Source organism: Tateyamaria sp. (genome assembly GCF_039940735.1).
In the GTDB taxonomy this organism is placed as follows: Bacteria; Pseudomonadota; Alphaproteobacteria; order Rhodobacterales; family Rhodobacteraceae; genus Tateyamaria.
The window spans coordinates 24,115-40,670 of record NZ_JBDVGB010000063.1; the positions used below are offsets into that span (position 1 = coordinate 24,115).

Genomic DNA, 16,556 nt, shown 5'->3' on the forward strand with positions numbered 1-16,556 from the left:
TGCTTATTTTGAAGCCAATTGTTCAGGAAGACGGAATGTCCAAAGCAATCCACCTTGGTTGAGGTAGTTCACTTTTTTGGCGACTTCACCACCCCAAAGTGGAACAGCGCCACCCCAACCAGAAATCACAGTCAGGTACTGTTCACCGTCCTGTTCCCAGGTGATGGGCTGGCCAATCACGCCAGAGCCCGTCTGGAACGACCAAAGCTGTTCACCGGTCTCATCGTCAAAAGCGATAAATTCACCTTCTGGCGTACCTGTAAATACAAGGCCGCCCGCAGTGGTCATCACACCACCCCAAAGTGGCGCCTCATTTTTGAATTCCCACTTAAGCTCACCGCTGTCAGGATCAATGGCTTTCAGGCTGCCGATGTGGTCGTCATAGTTCGGTTTGATTGTGAAACCGGAACCCAAGTAAGCCGCGCCCTTTTTGTAGGAAATCGGCTCATTCCAGATATCCATGCCCCATTCGTTTGAGGGCACATAGAACAGGCCTGTTTTGGGCGAATGCGCCATTGGCATCCAGTTCTTACCACCAAGGAAGGAAGGTGATGCAAAGACCACTTCGCCTTTCTTACCGTCCGCAGCTGCGGCGGGATCACCCGGGCGGTTGCCTTCGACAAAGATCGGACGTCCTGTATCATCGATACCCTCAGCCCAGCTGATGTCTTTGACAAACGGTACGGCTGACACAAAAGCACCATCTTCGCGGTTCAATACATAGAAGTAACCGTTACGGTCCGCAGTCGCAAAACGCTTGTTGCCGGAGCGATCCGTGTAGGCGACGACTTCGTTTACGCCGTCATAATCCCAGCCTTCGCGCGGTGTCGTCTGGAAGTGCCATTTGATCTCGCCCGTGGCTGGATCAATACCAATGCGTGAAGCCGCATAAAGATTGTCACCGGTGTTGCCTTCGGTCGGCGTTCCTGCATCGCGCAGGTGGCTGTTCCATGGGGCAGGGTTTCCTGTCCCAAAAATCAGCGTGTCAGTATCAGCGTCGTAAGAACCGCCCAGCCATGTTGCGCCGCCGCCAGTTTTCCACATATCGCCGGGCCACGTGGCGTTTAGCGTGCCAGTCATGGTGGATTCTTCACCATTTAGCGTCCCCATGTGCCCTTCGATCACAGGGCGGGTCCAAACCAGATCACCGGATTCAGCTGAACGCGCTTGCACTTCGCCGACAATACCAAATTCGCCGCCGGAGTTTCCTGTGATGATCAAACCATCAACGATCAGCGGCGCCGCTGTGTAAGAATAGCCCGCTTTATAGTCTTCGATCTTCTTGTTCCAAACGACGTCACCCGTCTTTTGGTTCAAGGCAACGATACGGGCATCCAGTGTACCAAAATAGATGTTGTCGCCATAGATCGCGGCGCCTCGGTTTACCACGTCACAACAAGGCAAAATACCTTCGGGCAGGCGGGCATCATACTGCCACAGCTCTTTGCCCGTCATAACATCGATCGCATACATGCGGCTGTAAGACCCAGTAATGAACATGACGCCATCATGCACAATCGGCTGGGTTTCCTGGCCGCGTTGCTTTTCGCCACCAAGGCTAAAGGCCCACGCTGGTTGCAAATTTTTGACATTTTCCTTGTTCAATATGTCGAGCGGAGAGTGGCGTTGAAGATGGCGGCCCATGCCATTTGTAAGCACATCGCCTGTTGAGGCGGTGTCATTTGCAAGCATTTCTTCCGTAACACCGGCAGCCTGCACACTGCTCATTGTTGTTGCTGCCAGAATTCCTGCAGCTGCAGCCATGATAAATCTGTTCATTGTTTCGGTCTCCTCCCATTGCCCTTTGGTGGGCGTATTTCATTAGGCCAGAAATTGCGCTTAGGCGCAGGTCGACCTTGGAGTTAGTATTCGCTCAAATGTTGCATCTAGATATTGAACATTGGTCGTAAGCGCCGCATCGGCGGCGATTGATCTCGATTGGACCTTGGTCGCAATGAAAATTTGAACTGAGGAAGATACAGTTTTCATGGGAGAAACACATGAAACACGTATTTGCCCTGTTTTGCTTATTACTTGCGAACACAGCATCCGCTGAGACGCGTTCTGTTTATGTTGAGGATATAGATGGTGCGCGGATCAAAGTCGCAGAGTTGCAGCTTGAGGCGGATGGTTCATATCAGGTGAGCATGGCCGAGGACCCTTTCTCGGATCATTTCTTATCTATGCGTCCGTTCAAGTGTTTGGAGGGGCCCGGCAAACACTGGTGCCATGTTCCCTATCCTTATGAAATCAAGCGTAATGTCAGCAGCGATTTGACTGACTTGGAGTATGATTTTTTGTTCGTCTGGAAGGGCGCGGGTGAGTACGGCATCAACATGTGGAATGGCGTCTATTACAAGTTGTCAGAAGAGAACGGGCAATGGACAGGCAAATTGCATGAGATGGACATGGACACGCTGTCTGCACCACCATCCGCCGGAGAACTCAGGCCACTTTCGGAAAAAGACCTACATCCCAGCGATCCAGACAGCCATTGGCTGCCCCGGCTCGTAATTGAACAGAACCCATCGACGGAATAAAACTCATGATTTCTAGAATACTCTTTTCCTTCATTCTGTCCGTATCGTTGATGTCACCCGTCTGGGCAGACACGCCAACTTTGCGGGTGGCCGTGCTCAAGTTCGGAACAGTCAATTGGGAGCTTGATACGATCAAGCACAACAAGTTGGATGCTGCCAACGGGGTATCGTTACAGGTGCAAGGCATGGCGGGGGGGTCCGCTACCAAGATTGCGTTTCAGGGTGGCGAGGCGGATATCATCGTATCCGATTGGCTTTGGGTTGCGCGGCAACGAGCGGCCGGCAAAGATTACGTGTTCATCCCGTATTCAAAGGCTGTCGGGGGCGTGCTTGTCGCCAAGGGCAATACCGCACAAAGTCTTGCGGATCTCAAAGGCAGCAAGATCGGGATTGCAGGCGGACCTTTGGACAAAAGCTGGCTGATCCTGCGTGCCTATGCTGAACAATCTGTCGGCTTTGATCTGGCACGGGAGACAGAGCAGGTTTACGGCGCGCCGCCTTTGATCTTTAAATCCGCTTTGTCAGGTGACGTGGACGCGGCCATCAACTTTTGGCATTTCACCGCAAAGATGGAAGCCTCTGGCATGCGCAAACTTGTCGATATCGCTGACGCGGCAAAGGCGTTAGGGTTGGACTCTGAGACACCTTTGCTGGGTTATGTAGTCAAGGGCGAGATGCTGCGCGACAATCCGGATGCGATCAAAGGGTTCGCGGCAGCTTCACGAGCGGCCAAAACAATGTTGGCCAGTGACGACACAGAGTGGGACCGGTTGCGCCCTCGGATGAATGCACAGACGGACGCCCAGTTTGACGCTCTCAAGGCTGGATTTCGCGCAGGCATTCCGGCAGATCAGCCCATCGACGAAACTGCAGCGGGTAATATGCTGGAACTGATGATAAAGCTTGGCGGTGAAAAGCTCTTGGGGAAGGCGACGGAATTGCCAAGCGGTACATTCTACTCAAGTGGGAATTAAACACTGAAGAAAGCCTGCACAGTGCGAACACCGGTTCTGGACCTGCAAATTGAGCGACTGAACCTTGGCGGCACACAGGTTCTTGGGCAAATCAACCTGCATGTGATGCCTTCCCAGACGGTTGCGTTACTAGGCCCCTCAGGCGTTGGCAAAACCACATTGCTGCGCATCATTGCCGGGCTCGAAACCCGTCACGCAGGCCGATGCGATGTGCAGGGGCGCGTGGGCATGGTGTTTCAAGAACCGACGCTTTTGCCATGGTGCTCGGTTCTAGAAAATTTGTGCATCCCAACGGGCATCACCGCGCAAACAGCGCGACAAGCGTTAGACGATGTCGGACTGGCCGGACGGGAACACGACTTTCCGCAACAATTGTCCTTGGGCCAACAACGGCGTTTGTCACTTGCACGCGCCTTTGCGATCAAACCGGATCTGTTGTTGATGGATGAACCTTTTGTGTCGCTCGACCCGAATTTGGTAGAAGATATGATCGCGCTGTTTCAGCGGCTTCAACACCGCCACGGTGTGGCGACCATTTTGGTGACCCATGTCGCAGCAGAGGCAAAGCGCCTGTCTGACCGGATCATCACTCTTTCGGGCAGTCCAGCACAGATCACAGATGATCACCCCAACAATGGCGCGCCTTAGTGCTTTTTGCCTACCCCTGTACGGGCCGGGTTATAACCCCACAGCGCGCCGAAGGTGAACACACCGCTGGCTGACACTGCCCAGAACAGGGCTGTGCCATTGAAGTTTACGTAAAGCGCAAAGCGGATCAATTCCACCGCGTGCGTAAAGGGATTGAATGCGCAGATTGTATAAAGCAGTTCGCTGCTTTCAGCCATTTTCCACAGCGGATAAAGCGCCGAGGACAGAAAAAACATCGGGAAGATGACAAAGTTCATCACACCTGCAAAGTTCTCCAACTGTTTGATAAAGCTCGACAGCAACAGGCCCAAAGCGCCTAACATCATTCCAACCACAATCAACGCCGGCAGCGCTGCGACATAGCCCATCAAAGGCATTTTAATGTCAAATACTGCCGCAATGGCCAGAAAGGCATAGACCTGCAGAATCGAGATCGCAGTCGACCCCATCAGTTTGCAAAACAACAACCACCAGCGGGGCAGGGGACTGGTCAGCAGCAACTTCATCGATCCCATTTCACGATCGTAAACAAGGCTGAGCGAGGATTGCATCCCGTTAAACAGCATGATCATCCCGCACAGGCCCGGCACGATGTATGTCTCATAGGTGATATAGGTCTGATAGGGCGGAATGATGCTAAGGCCCAAGGCCGCCCGGAAACCCGCGGCAAAAACCAGCAGCCAGACCAGCGGGCGCACAAGTGCCGCAATGAAACGTTCACGTTGATGGATAAACCGCAAGGCTTCGCGTTTCACGATTGCGATCAGAGAGGTCAGATAAGGGCTCATGCAGGGACTGCCGTGAGCGATAGGAAGGCGTCTTGCAACGGGGCATCCTTGCAAATGCTCTGCATTGTTCCGGTAGCCAGTACTCGGGCCTGATGCAGGATCACCAAGGTGTCATCGGGGCGTACTTCATCCGTCAAATGCGTGGCCCATAATACAGTGGTGCCTTCCGCGCTGAGTTGATGCACATGATCCGTAATCGCGGCGCGGGCCGCCGCATCCAGCCCAACGGTGGGTTCATCTAGCAGCAAAACTGAAGGTTCATGGATCAACGCACGGGCAATTTCTGCGCGGCGGCGATGGCCACCATTTAGGGCACGCGCCTTTTCATCTGCGCGTTCCAGCATGTCGAGCCTATCGAGAGCCGCATCAATTCGTTTACTGGCGTCACGCCCAGCCAACCCATGGAGCGCAGCAAAGTAACCGAGATTTTGGCGCACGCTCAGATCCAGATCAAGTGTGGTTTGCTGGAATACAATTCCCAGCTTGGCCAGTGCGGCGCGGGGATCTTGGGCCAGATCATGGCTGGCAATTTCGATTGATCCGGCATCGGTGTTAAGCAACCGCGTCAGCAAGGCGAACAACGTGGATTTACCCGCGCCATTGGGGCCAAGCAGCGCACAGAATTGTCCGGGTTCCACATCAAAGCTGACATTTTCCAGGGCCTGTTTTGACCCGTAAGAAAAGCTAAGATCGTGGACCCTAAGGCCGCTCATTCGATGGTGATTTCGATACGCTGGGTTTCACCTGTTGAGCCGGGGATTTTCATGTAATAGCGCCCCGGTTTGATGGCGAGAAAGCCGATCTCCATCTCGCCCGCCTCATCAAATTCAACCGAGTCGAGCCCTAAGGGCCGGATTTCAAGACCTTCCACTACGATTTCGTCAATCCAAATGGCGCGGAAGAATTCGGGGCCAACCAGAGCCAATTCTTGAGACCCATCACCAATGATCTCAAACTCATAATAGGCACCTGACTTCAGCACCCAGGGCCCACTGGCAATAGGTTCGCCCGCAGACAGGGTGATGGGCGACAGATCTTCTTTGTTTTTGCCCGACAATACGCCAGCAGCGCCAAAGCCTTTGTCGTCGTCATCTGCCCAAGCGGTGCCTGCAACAGACAAAACGGCGATCAGCGCTGCGGATTTCAAAAGTGTCGACATAAAAAACCTCGATCAGTTGGTGGGACGGAACGCGGCACCCCAAGGGAAGCGCCCGACTTTGATGGATTTGAGCGCTTTGCGCGAGGCCACGTCAATAACCGTGACATCCCCAGATACTCCGTTGGTGGTGAAAAGTTGGGACTTGTCGTCGTTAAACGCCATGTGCCAGACGCGACGGCCAACGAGGATGTAGTCTTCGACTTCATAGGTTTCCGCGTTCACGACGGCGATGTGGTTGGACGGCCCTAGGGCGACAAACGCGTGGGTATCCCCATTGGTGAATTCAAAGCCCACGGGTTGAACTCTATCCGGGTGTACACCCTGTATTTCAAAGTTGATTTTGGCCTGCTCCGTCTGGGTGGCCGTGTCAAAAATGGTCAAAGTGCCGCCAATTTCTGAACTGACCCACATCTGGGAACCGCCTTTAGCAAACTCTGCATGGCGCGGGCGGCTGTCGACCAGCGTGTTCGCGAACAATTCCTGCGTAGTAGTATCGATCCAATGGGCCATGTTTGTTGTCTCAGAGGTGGTAATGGCGATTTTACCATCGGGGGACACGGCCATGCCTTCGGGTTCCACGCCCACATCGATTTGCGCCACAACCTTGCGGGTCTGAGTGTTGACCACAGTGGTGATCGCATCGTCTTCATTGGCGATATAAAGATGGATGTCATCCGGGTGCAGCACGAACTGTTCGGGATCTTCGCCCGAAGGCAGATCATGCAGGATTTCGCCGGTGTTCGGGTCCATAACCTGCACCGCATCACTGTCAGAGGCACAGATGAATAGCCGGGAGAAATCTTTGGAAAACGTGATGCCGCGCGGGCGTTCGCCTGTCTCGTAGGTTTTGATCACTTCCAGCGTGTCAGTGTCGATCACGGATACGGTGTCATCCCGTTCATTGGTGACCCAAATTTCATCGGACATTGCAGGGCCCGCAATAAGGGCCAAAACCGAGGTAAAAGTTGAAAAACGTGTCATTGAAAGGCCTCACAGGTGCTTTCGGGGTGATCCAGCCCAAGGCTGTCCATTTCGTTGGTCTGGTGGAGAAACCCTTCCAGCGGTGCTTGAGCAACCAAAGCGCGAGGATGGGCAAGTGCGATGGGCTGGCGCAACTGACCGTTCCACATGCGATAGGTCAGGGGGCGCCCTTTGAACCCGGCAAGTTCAAAGGCGTCAGACAGGATATACGCACGCAAGGTCGCCACGTCTGTTTTGTTGGTGCGCGTTACGGCCTCTCCCAAAGTGCGCATCGCGGCCCAAGCAGCGTAGTCTGCACTGCGCATGCTGCGCGCATGCTCATCGCGAAAACGGTTTTGCAGCTGCGCGGCTCCCCACTGTTCGATCACGGGCGACCACGTGAGCGCGGACAGCCCCTCTGACCCCACAACAGGGCGGGCATGCCATGTGTTATACAGCACGAAGCGCCCGAAATCCTGTACCTCGTCGGCCAGCAGCAAAGCGTCATAATCTCCAAAGTCCTGCGTAAACAATGGAATTTCCTGTGACGCGGTGCGGCGCATGTCCGCATTTGCATCCCAAATTTTGCTGTCAGACAGTTTTAGCCCATATTTGGTGAGCGATCTGCGCAACGCCGCTGCATAGGCGGCGTCCTTTGGGTAAGTGCCTTCAATCATCACCAAATCGGACCAGCGTTTTTTAACCAAAAGCTGCGCCAAGGCGTCTGTGCGCATGGCATAAGAAGGCTGGCTGTGCAGAACATTTGCACGACAGTCCTTATCGCGCAACGCAACGTCAGCGGCGGTTGCATTAAAGATCAAAGCATCCTGCGCCTCAGTCAGATCGGCGATCTGCAGCAACACGTCCGCCGGTGCATCAAGTATGAGATAGGGCGATTGCGCGAGCATCTTTTTCGCTGTCGCAACTGGGTCATCTTCAGAAACAACAATGTTGGTATTCAGCGTGTATGTCTGTTTTAGAAACTTGCCCGTTGTCAGATTGTCCTGCAACCCCGTTTCAACCCCGGCCAAACCTAGATTTTCAGGCACCTCATCTAAATTTGACAGCGTCGCGGGGCGCGGCACCTCGACTTTCAGGTAGCCTACGGACAACTCAGTGTCAGCCTGTGCAGGCTGGCTAAGCATCCAAAGGACAACCAGGCACAAGCCACCAAAGATCGAATTTAGCTTCATCCGTCCACGGTACCAAGGCCACCTCATCACGTCGAATAATACTTTCGTCTAAGGACAGGCGGACCACAACCAAAGTCCAATACCGTTGCCTTGATACGTTGTCCTACAAGTGCAACTGTACAGATCGTGGATAGGAGTTTGGCCATGGGAAAAAATCGAAAAAGAGTATTTTTTGCGATCGGCTTGGTTTTGACCTCCAGTCTGATTGTTCATGCCCATGGCGACGTGAACCCGCAGCCGGTCGATACCGCTGGCCTGCCTGAAGTCGGCGAGGAGTGGTTGACTGAAAACCCTTACCGGGTTGACCCAGCAGGGCAAGATGTGTGGCAAAAGGCGATCGAAATTGGTGCCTCTGGTTATAACCAGAACTGTGCGCGTTGCCATGGATTGGAAGTGGTGTCCGGTGGGCTAGCCCCTGATTTGCGGTTCCTTGAGGCCGAAGAGTACGGCGATGAGTGGTATACGGAACGTTACCGCTTTGGGTACACACAAAACGGCACAACCAAGATGCCCGCCTTTGGGGAACTGTTGGGCCAAGAGGCCGCTTGGGCCATTCGCACTTATATTGAGACCCGTCCTGATAGCGATGCTATGGAAGAGGTGTCGGACGAATTAAAAGGTTTGCGCGACCAGCTTGCAGGTTATGCAGATGGTGCCGATGGCGCGGACCCCGATGCGCTGAAATCACGGCTCAGCGAGATTGCTAGCGGTATCGAGACACTTTCAGGGGCGCCGGTTGCTGATTCAGTCGCCTATCGCGCGGCAAAACAGATTGACGGAACACCCGCGGGATACAAAACTGCGGCTGAAACGCTGACAATTGGGTTGTCAGCGACACAGTAAAAGCAGGGGGCGAAGGTGCGGCGCATATCAAATATCACTTTGCAACTGGTCATCGTGCTAGGGCTTGCAGGCCCTGCCTATGCGGCCGATCCCTGCGCTGATCACGTTCCACAACCAAAGCCGCAAAATGTCGGGCGCGACATCGTTGGTCAGGACATGGATACGATCCAGGATCAGGGTCACATGCTGTTCGCGGTCTACGAGGATTACCCGCCCTACAGTTGGGAAGAGGCGGGCAAACCACGCGGTGTTGACATCGAAATCGCACAGATTATTGCGGAAGATCTTGGCGTAGAAGCGCGATTCAACTTTGTGTCAGCGGGTGAAAATCTGGACGCCGACTTGCGCAATAACATCTGGAAAGGCGCGTTGATTGGCGGGCGCATTTCAAATGTGATGATGCGAGTACCTTACGACAGCGCGTTTAAGTGCCGCGTGGAACAGGTTGTGTTCACTGGGCAATATGCAGCTGAATCGATCGCTATCGCGTACGACAAGGAAAGCTATCCAGAAGAAAAGCCGGTGCCAGCTTATTTCCGCTTTGATGCGGTGTCTGTGGAAAACGATTCAATCTCTGATTTTTACCTATCTTCTTTTGCTGGTGGTCAGCTAGCGGGCAAAGTGCAGCGGTTCTCCGATATGACCAAAGCGATGAACGCGCTGCGGACAGGCGAAGTCAAAGCCACAATGGGGCCACTTGGCCAGTTGGAATTTGGATTGGATGAGAGCGTTGCAGTGCATCAACCCCCTTTGGCGGGGTTTGCGGTTAGCAAGTGGACTTTGGGTGTTGCTGTAAACTTCAGCTATCGCCCGCTGTCTTATGCGGTAGATGACGCCATTAACTTCGCCCTTCAGGATGGTCGGATCGCCTCTATTTATGGGCGTTATGGTCTTAGCTTGCAGGCTCCAGAACGTTAAAAACTGACGGACCATAGACTTTGGTCTTACACACTTAGTCCAATGGCAGTGCAGGTCTCCTCTTCGTTATCGTGACAGGCGACGACCAAAGGGGACTTTCATGAAATTGAGCGATAGCTGCACAATAGATGCTGATGTTGCAACTGTCTGGACAGGGCTGCTGGATGCAGAGGTCCTTAAGGCATGCGTGCCGGGATGCACTGAAATGGTGGGTTCTCCCAGCGAGGGGTTTGAGGCGACGGTGGTCCAAAAAGTTGGCCCCGTCAAAGCGACCTTCAAAGGTGCCGTGACCATCAGCGACATGGTTGAGCCAGAAACCCTCACAATCTCTGGCGAGGGCAAAGGGGGTGCGGCCGGGTTCGCCAAGGGAGGCGCCGATGTGCGCCTTGAAGCTGCCGGAGACACAACAATCCTGCATTACAATGTAGATGCAAAAGTGGGTGGCAAGCTGGCACAGCTTGGCAGCCGCATCATCGACGGGTTTGCCAAGAAGATGGCAGGCCAGTTCTTTGAGAATTTTTCCCAGACAGTCGGCACGCCCGCGCCCGATGGCTCTGATGAAGCAACAAACGAAAAGAAAAAATCTTGGCTCAAGTCGTTGGTTGGATAACCCAGCGCTTTGCCAAAATACTGTGACAATCCAAAGGGAGGATTTTGATGACAAAGGTTTCAATGACCATTAACGGCACATCCGTTTCAGGGGATGTCGAGGACCAAACTCTGCTTGTGGAATTTCTGCGCGAAGATTTGCGTATGACGGGCACTCATGTCGGCTGTGACACGAGCCAATGCGGGGCTTGCGTCGTCCATGTCGACGGTCGCCCTGTCAAAGCTTGCACCATGTTCGCAGCAGAGGCGGAGGGGGCAGAAGTCTCCACGATTGAAGGTCAGGCAAATGCGGATGGTTCCCTAAACGTCATCCAACAAGCATTTCAGGATCATCACGGGTTGCAATGCGGGTTCTGTACGCCCGGCATGGTTATGACAACCGCAGCCCTGCTGAAAGAAAACCCAAAGCCAACAGTGGCTGAAGTGCGCACATATCTAGAGGGAAATATTTGCCGCTGCACTGGATACCACAACATCGTCAAAGCGATCATGGCGGCATCCGGTCAAGACGTCAGCACAATCGCTGCCGAATAAGAACATAGAGGGAGGATAGATTATGCCCAAAGATGGAATTGGCGCTGCAACAGTGCGCCGCGAGGATGCCCGTTTTCTTACCGGCACCGGTCAATATTGCGATGACATCAAAACGTTCGGTCAGGCAGCGGCGGTCTTCGCCCGTTCAACCGTCGCCAATGGTGTGATCAAAAGCATCGACACCACAGCAGCGGCGGCCATGCCCGGCGTTCTGGCGATTTTCACCGGGGAAGATTTTGTTGAAGTTGGCGGAAACCCCGCTGGTTGGCTGATCAACTCGCGTGATGGCACGCCCATGCATGAACCAAAGCGCCCCGTGCTGGCGCATGGCAAAGTCCGCCACGTTGGTGATGCCTATGCTGCCGTGATTGCTGAAACAACTGAGCAGGCCCGCAATGCTGTTGAGGCCATCGAGGCTGACATCGAAGAATTGCCTGCTGTTGTGAATATGAAAGACGCGCTGGCCGGGTCCAATTATGTGCACGACGAGATTGGCACAAACCAGTGTTTCGATTGGGGATGGATTGAAGACAACCGCGCGGCCACCGATGCAGCCATCAAGGGCGCACACCATGTCACAACACTTGAATTGGTGAACAACCGTCTGGTGCCCAACGCGATGGAACCACGGTGTTCCATGGCCGAATACAATCAGGCCAGAGACGAATACGTTTTGCATACGACCTCGCAGAACCCACACCTGACGCGGCTTTTGATTTCAGCTTTTGTACTGGGCATTCCAGAAAACAAACTGACTGTGATCGCACCTGACGTGGGCGGTGGTTTCGGCTCTAAAATCTATCACTACGGCGAAGAGGCATTGGTCTTGGCAGCCGCCAAGCGGTTGAACCGTCCCGTGAAATGGACAGCCGACCGGACTGAGGCGTTTTTGACAGATGCGCATGGCCGAGACCACGTGACCAAGATTGAATTGGCGCTGGATGAGGCAGGCAACTTTCTTGCCTTCCGCACCGAAACCATGGCGAATGTTGGTGCGTATCTTTCCAACTTTTCGACAGCGACACCGACCTTCTTGCACGGCACGTTGATGGCAGGGAACTACACGGTGCCGCTGGTCTATGTGAATGTGAAGGCTGTCTTCACCAACACCGCACCGGTTGATGCCTATCGCGGAGCTGGGCGGCCAGAGGCGACCTATTCGCTTGAGCGGGTCATCGACAAAGCCGCGCGCGAGTTGGGCATGGACCCCATCGCACTTCGTCGTCAGAACTTTGTAAAGCCTGATCAATATCCGTTCGCCTCTGCGGCGGGGCTTGAGTACGACAGCGGCAACTACGACGCGCTGATGGACAAAATGGAAGAAGTTGCGGACATGAAGGGCTTTGCAGCCCGTCGCAAAGCCTCTGAAGCAAACGGCAAGCTGCGCGGTTTTGGCGTGAATGCTTATATTGAGGCCTGCGGCATTGCACCGTCAAACCTTGTCGGTGTGCTGGGCTCTCGTGTCGGGCTTTATGATGCGGCAACAGTGCGCGTAAATGCGACTGGCAACCTGTCAGTCATGGTGGGGGCACACAGCCATGGTCAGGGCCATGAAACGGCGTTCCCGCAAGTGGTTGCGGAAATGCTGGGCATTGATGCGTCGATTATTGATATCGTGCACGGCGACACCTCAAAGATCCCGTTTGGGATGGGGACTTACGGATCACGTTCTCTGGCGGTGTGTGGTTCTGCTGTGGTGCGTGCCACAGAAAAGATCATCAACAAGGCCAAGAAAATCGCAGGCCATATGTTGGAAGCCTCTGACGGTGATATCGAGCTGAAAGATGGGGTGTTCTCAGTTGCGGGTACGGACAAATCCGTCACCTTTGGTGAGGTGGCGCTCAAGGCCTATATCCCACATGAATTCCCGCTAGAAGACATTGAGCCGGGCCTTGAGGAAACCGCGTTTTATGACCCGGCGAACTTTACTTACCCTTCGGGAGCTTACTGTTGTGAAGTGGAACTAGACCCTGACACTGGTAAGGTAACGGTTGAACGGTTTGCTGCGGTCGATGACTTTGGCAATGTGATCAATCCGATGATTGTCACGGGTCAGGTTCATGGCGGTTTGGGCCAGGGTATCGGTCAAGCGTTGTTGGAAAACACGACCTACGATGAAAACGGCCAACTGCTGAGCGCGTCATACATGGATTACACCATGCCGCGTGCGGACGATCTGCCGTTCTACACGGTCGATCATTCTCAGGGGAACCCTTGTACGCACAACCCATTGGGCGTGAAAGGCTGCGGCGAGGCGGGGGCCATTGGATCCCCCCCAACTGTGATCAATGCAGTCATCGACGCCATGCAGTCAGGTGGACATGACGTGACCCACATTGATATGCCAGTGACCCCACATCGCGTGTGGTCAGCCATGAACAACGCTTGAAAGGAGAAAGCACATGTACGCATTTGACATAGAGCGTCCAACAACCGTGGCAGAGGCTGCGGCGGCGTTGGGGGGCGACAATCAAGCTTTGGGCGGAGGTCAAACGCTGATCCCCACCCTAAAGGCGCGATTGGCGAACCCTGATAAGCTGGTATCGTTGTCCGGCGTTTCCGAAATGCAAGGGATCGGTCTGGAAGGGCGCGATCTGCGGATCGGTGGCGCGACAGTGCATGCGGATGTTGCGGCGGATGGCACCTTTAGTGCGCTGTCCGAACTAGCCAGCCACATCGGAGACCCGGCAGTGCGCAGCCGGGGCACAATTGGCGGATCGATCGCCAACAATGACCCCGCCGCGTGCTATCCTGCGGCGGCACTAGGGTCTGGCGCCACAATTGTGACCAACACGCGTGAGATTGCGGCAGATGATTTCTTTCAAGGGATGTTCGAAACAGCCCTGGAAGACGGAGAGATCGTGACAGCCGTTAAGTTCCCGATCCCGGAAAAGGCAAACTATCAGAAGTTTGTACAACCCGCCTCCCGCTTTGCTCTTGTGGGGGTGTTTGTCGCCAAATTCGCCGACGGCGTACGGGTCGCGGTCACCGGAGCCTCCAACGAGGGGGTGCATCGCTGGAGCGCGGCAGAAGAAGCCTTGTCAGCAGATTTCTCACCCTCGGCGATTGAAGGGCTGAGCGTACCTGCAGACAATATGATTTCTGATCTGCATGGCTCACCTGAATACCGCGCCCATCTGGTTAAAGTTATGACAGGCCGGGCTGTGACAGCTGCGTCTTGATTGAATCGAAGACCTGAGAAAGGCCTCGCGCAATGCGCGGGGCCTTTTTCGTTGTCCGCTCAGAGCGTGATCAGATTGCCGTCAAAGTCCACCAATGTGACACGTGTCACATCGCTGTCCTGCTTGATCTTGTGGATTTGTTCACGGGGCGCCAACACCATAGCTGTGGAAAGGCTATCGGCCAGTGTCGCACTTGGGGCCTCTACCGAAACGGTAGACCAGCGTGGGCGCGCATTCCTTTGAATGATATGCCCGTCGTGACCCATCGGCGTGGCGTGTGGGCTAGAGGTTGCGATGGCGCCATTGTGCAGCGTCCGCATGCCGAGAAGCCCATGCTCAGGGTCCTGCACACCCAATCGCCATGCCCCCCCAATGCCACGATGTTCACCGATATTCACCAACACATCTGAGAACCCATGCGCGATCAGAACTTCGCTGACCTGATCAGTGGCATAGCCCTGTGCAATTCCATTGAATGTCAGCGCCTGACCAACCCCCAACGTCACCTGACGCGCATCAAATTGAACGCGGTCCCAGCCGATTGTGTCAAAGTACTCCGCCGGATTATGTCCCCGCGCAAGAACCTGCCATAGTCGCTGAACGCTGGGATCAAACAAGCCATCCGTCAAGTGATAAGCCCGATCTGACGCGCGCATAACCGTCAGAAAGTCGAGGTCGGGTGCATTTAAAACGCCGTCTCGGTTGAGATGCGAAAGGGCCGAGTTGGTATCAAACAGACTGAACAGTGCTTCAATGTCGCGCAGCACTTTGCGGGCCTCTGCCAATACCTGTTGTGCTTGTGCCTGCTCGCCTCTGATGGTGATCGACACCTCCGCGCCAAAAGCGTGGCCTTGCCAGGTTTCGGCCTGCGCAGAGCCTGATAGCGCGCTTGCGGCGGCAGCAATGCTTAAAAACCGGCGGCGTGAAAGCGTCATTCGGCTGCCATCCTTAGTTTGCGCCCCTTGGCAGCCAAGATCAAAGGCACACACTGCGCCTCACTATCGTGGATTGTCACGCAATCGAGGCACTGGAAACATTCTGAATACTGAATTTCCCCTGTCTTCTTGATCGCACCGTAGCTGCATTTTACTTTGCACAATTGGCAAGGGGATCCGCATTCTTGTCGCCGTTCAATCCATTTGCGCCCGCGCAGCAGCCCACCAATCGCCATGACAGCGCCCAAGGGGCAGACATAGCGGCAGAACCCTTTGAACAATACCATCGAGAGCAACAACAACCCCACGGCGTAGGCCACGTAATACCATTCGCGGATAAAGAAGGTGGTGATTGCAGTCTTGAAAGGCTCCACTTCAATCGCCTTATCCAAGCGGGCAGGGGCTGTGAACAACAGCAAGACCATGGCCGCAAGGGTGATATATTTCAGCCATTTCAGCCGATCATCCCACGCGGCAGATGGTTCAATCTGAGGCAGGCGCAATAGGCGGCCAATATGGTGAGCGAATTCCTGTAGCGCGCCAAATGGGCACAGCCATCCGCAAAACAGCCCGCGTCCCCACAGAACAAAACCAACGATTGTGACGCCCCAAATAACCAGCGAAAACGGATCATAAAGCAGGAAGACATAAGACCCGCCATCGAGCGCCGTGCGCGCCACTGCCAATGGGGTCGCAATAGACAGCTGGCCTTGCCCCAACCAACCAATGAAGGCGGTCATAAACGCCAAGATAACAAGGCGGATAGGGGTGAAATATCGATGTGCTGCAAGGCGGTTCAGCCCAAGCCCAAGCAGCGCCACCAACCCGACCAGAAACACGCTTAGCAAGATGAGATCACCCTGTCGATTCCGCAAGGCATCCAGCCAAGGTGGGGTCGGTTTAACTGGCTCAACTCTGGAAAAGAACCTTTCCGGTGTCGTATGCGTCACTTCTAGGGTCGCAGAGCCAATTTCGGGCCTAAAGGAGCCGTGTTCCCGCAATGCTTTGATCCGCAATATCCATTCCGCCGCCGGGTCAAAACCAAGGCGTCGGTCGGTGCGAAGGATCATCGAAGCCCCATCATGCAAAGCCTCTGGCACCGCGTCACTGAGTTCGACAAAGAGATCCGAGTCGCGAAACGCGATTGGAAAACCACCTTGTTCTGCGCTGATCAAGTCGGGCGAGGTGTTGCGAACAAACTCTTCTGTCACCAGCCCATGCCGCGCTGTTTCAATAAGAAGGACGGGCTCATCGGTGGTGGAGATCGTCATGA

Annotated in this window: 17 protein-coding genes; 9 read left to right on the forward strand and 8 right to left on the reverse strand. The window is 54.5% G+C overall.

The window, feature by feature from the left end:
* Window positions 1-3 precede the first annotated feature (3 nt).
* Window positions 4-1,779 (reverse strand): PQQ-dependent methanol/ethanol family dehydrogenase, encoded by a 1,776-nt coding sequence (locus tag ABJF76_RS13980; protein WP_413820041.1) that lies wholly within the window; start codon window positions 1,777-1,779, stop codon window positions 4-6.
* Between the two features lie 221 nt (window positions 1,780-2,000).
* On the opposite strand from ABJF76_RS13980, the gene ABJF76_RS13985 reads away from it, so the two are divergent.
* The 3 genes from ABJF76_RS13985 to ABJF76_RS13995 are packed head-to-tail and all read left to right on the forward strand — an operon-like array spanning window position 2,001 to window position 4,162.
* The gene (locus ABJF76_RS13985; RefSeq protein ID WP_413820042.1) at window positions 2,001-2,540 is read left to right on the forward strand and encodes a hypothetical protein; all 540 of its coding nucleotides are present in this window, start codon (window positions 2,001-2,003) and stop codon (window positions 2,538-2,540) included.
* 5 nt (window positions 2,541-2,545) lie between these two features.
* Window positions 2,546-3,514, forward strand: a complete 969-nt coding sequence (locus tag ABJF76_RS13990; RefSeq protein WP_413820043.1) for an ABC transporter substrate-binding protein — start codon at window positions 2,546-2,548, stop codon at window positions 3,512-3,514.
* 21 nt (window positions 3,515-3,535) lie between these two features.
* Entirely contained in the window at window positions 3,536-4,162 is a 627-nt protein-coding gene (locus ABJF76_RS13995; RefSeq protein ID WP_413820044.1) for an ABC transporter ATP-binding protein, read from the forward strand.
* Here the strand turns inward: ABJF76_RS13995 and ABJF76_RS14000 are convergent.
* The 5 genes from ABJF76_RS14000 to ABJF76_RS14020 are packed head-to-tail and all read right to left on the reverse strand — an operon-like array spanning window position 4,159 to window position 8,262.
* The gene (locus tag ABJF76_RS14000) at window positions 4,159-4,950 is read right to left on the reverse strand and encodes an ABC transporter permease (RefSeq protein WP_413820045.1); all 792 of its coding nucleotides are present in this window, start codon (window positions 4,948-4,950) and stop codon (window positions 4,159-4,161) included. The two genes, ABJF76_RS13995 and ABJF76_RS14000, sit on opposite strands and share 4 nt — an antisense overlap.
* Window positions 4,947-5,663 carry an ABC transporter ATP-binding protein gene (locus ABJF76_RS14005; protein ID WP_413820046.1) on the reverse strand — a complete coding sequence of 239 codons (717 nt, stop codon included), beginning with the start codon at window positions 5,661-5,663 and terminating at the stop codon, window positions 4,947-4,949. Before ABJF76_RS14005 ends, ABJF76_RS14000 begins: the two co-directional genes overlap by 4 nt.
* Complete coding sequence (locus ABJF76_RS14010; protein ID WP_413820047.1) at window positions 5,660-6,109, reverse strand: hypothetical protein; 450 nt, start codon at window positions 6,107-6,109, stop codon at window positions 5,660-5,662. Before ABJF76_RS14010 ends, ABJF76_RS14005 begins: the two co-directional genes overlap by 4 nt.
* Window positions 6,110-6,121: 12 nt before the next feature.
* Window positions 6,122-7,090, reverse strand: coding sequence for a YVTN family beta-propeller repeat protein (locus tag ABJF76_RS14015; protein ID WP_413820048.1), 969 nt, complete (start codon window positions 7,088-7,090; stop codon window positions 6,122-6,124).
* Entirely contained in the window at window positions 7,087-8,262 is a 1,176-nt protein-coding gene (locus tag ABJF76_RS14020) for an ABC transporter substrate-binding protein (protein WP_413820049.1), read from the reverse strand. Before ABJF76_RS14020 ends, ABJF76_RS14015 begins: the two co-directional genes overlap by 4 nt.
* Window positions 8,263-8,406: 144 nt before the next feature.
* Here ABJF76_RS14020 and pedF point away from each other — a divergent pair, with 144 nt between their 5' ends.
* From pedF to ABJF76_RS14050, 6 genes are all read left to right on the forward strand, one after another.
* On the forward strand, window positions 8,407-9,105 hold the full coding sequence (pedF, locus tag ABJF76_RS14025; RefSeq protein ID WP_413820050.1) for a cytochrome c-550 PedF: 699 nt from the start codon (window positions 8,407-8,409) through the stop codon (window positions 9,103-9,105).
* Between the two features lie 15 nt (window positions 9,106-9,120).
* Window positions 9,121-10,023 (forward strand): transporter substrate-binding domain-containing protein, encoded by a 903-nt coding sequence (locus tag ABJF76_RS14030; protein WP_413820051.1) that lies wholly within the window; start codon window positions 9,121-9,123, stop codon window positions 10,021-10,023.
* A gap of 100 nt (window positions 10,024-10,123) precedes the next feature.
* Window positions 10,124-10,633, forward strand: a complete 510-nt coding sequence (locus tag ABJF76_RS14035; protein ID WP_413820052.1) for a CoxG family protein — start codon at window positions 10,124-10,126, stop codon at window positions 10,631-10,633.
* A gap of 47 nt (window positions 10,634-10,680) precedes the next feature.
* The gene (locus ABJF76_RS14040) at window positions 10,681-11,166 is read left to right on the forward strand and encodes a (2Fe-2S)-binding protein (protein ID WP_413820053.1); all 486 of its coding nucleotides are present in this window, start codon (window positions 10,681-10,683) and stop codon (window positions 11,164-11,166) included.
* Window positions 11,167-11,188: 22 nt separating this feature from the next.
* A complete protein-coding gene (locus ABJF76_RS14045; protein WP_413820054.1) occupies window positions 11,189-13,555 on the forward strand; it encodes a xanthine dehydrogenase family protein molybdopterin-binding subunit in 2,367 nt (788 codons plus the stop codon).
* A gap of 13 nt (window positions 13,556-13,568) precedes the next feature.
* Complete coding sequence (locus tag ABJF76_RS14050; RefSeq protein WP_413820055.1) at window positions 13,569-14,348, forward strand: FAD binding domain-containing protein; 780 nt, start codon at window positions 13,569-13,571, stop codon at window positions 14,346-14,348.
* Window positions 14,349-14,407: 59 nt separating this feature from the next.
* On the opposite strand, the gene ABJF76_RS14055 is transcribed toward ABJF76_RS14050, so the two are convergent.
* Window positions 14,408-15,283: an FAD:protein FMN transferase gene (locus ABJF76_RS14055; RefSeq protein ID WP_413820056.1), complete on the reverse strand. Its 876-nt coding sequence runs from the start codon at window positions 15,281-15,283 to the stop codon at window positions 14,408-14,410.
* Window positions 15,280-16,556 (reverse strand): 4Fe-4S binding protein (locus ABJF76_RS14060; RefSeq protein ID WP_413822595.1); only part of this gene is annotated, 1,277 nt, incomplete at its 5' end. The genes ABJF76_RS14060 and ABJF76_RS14055, both read right to left, overlap by 4 nt.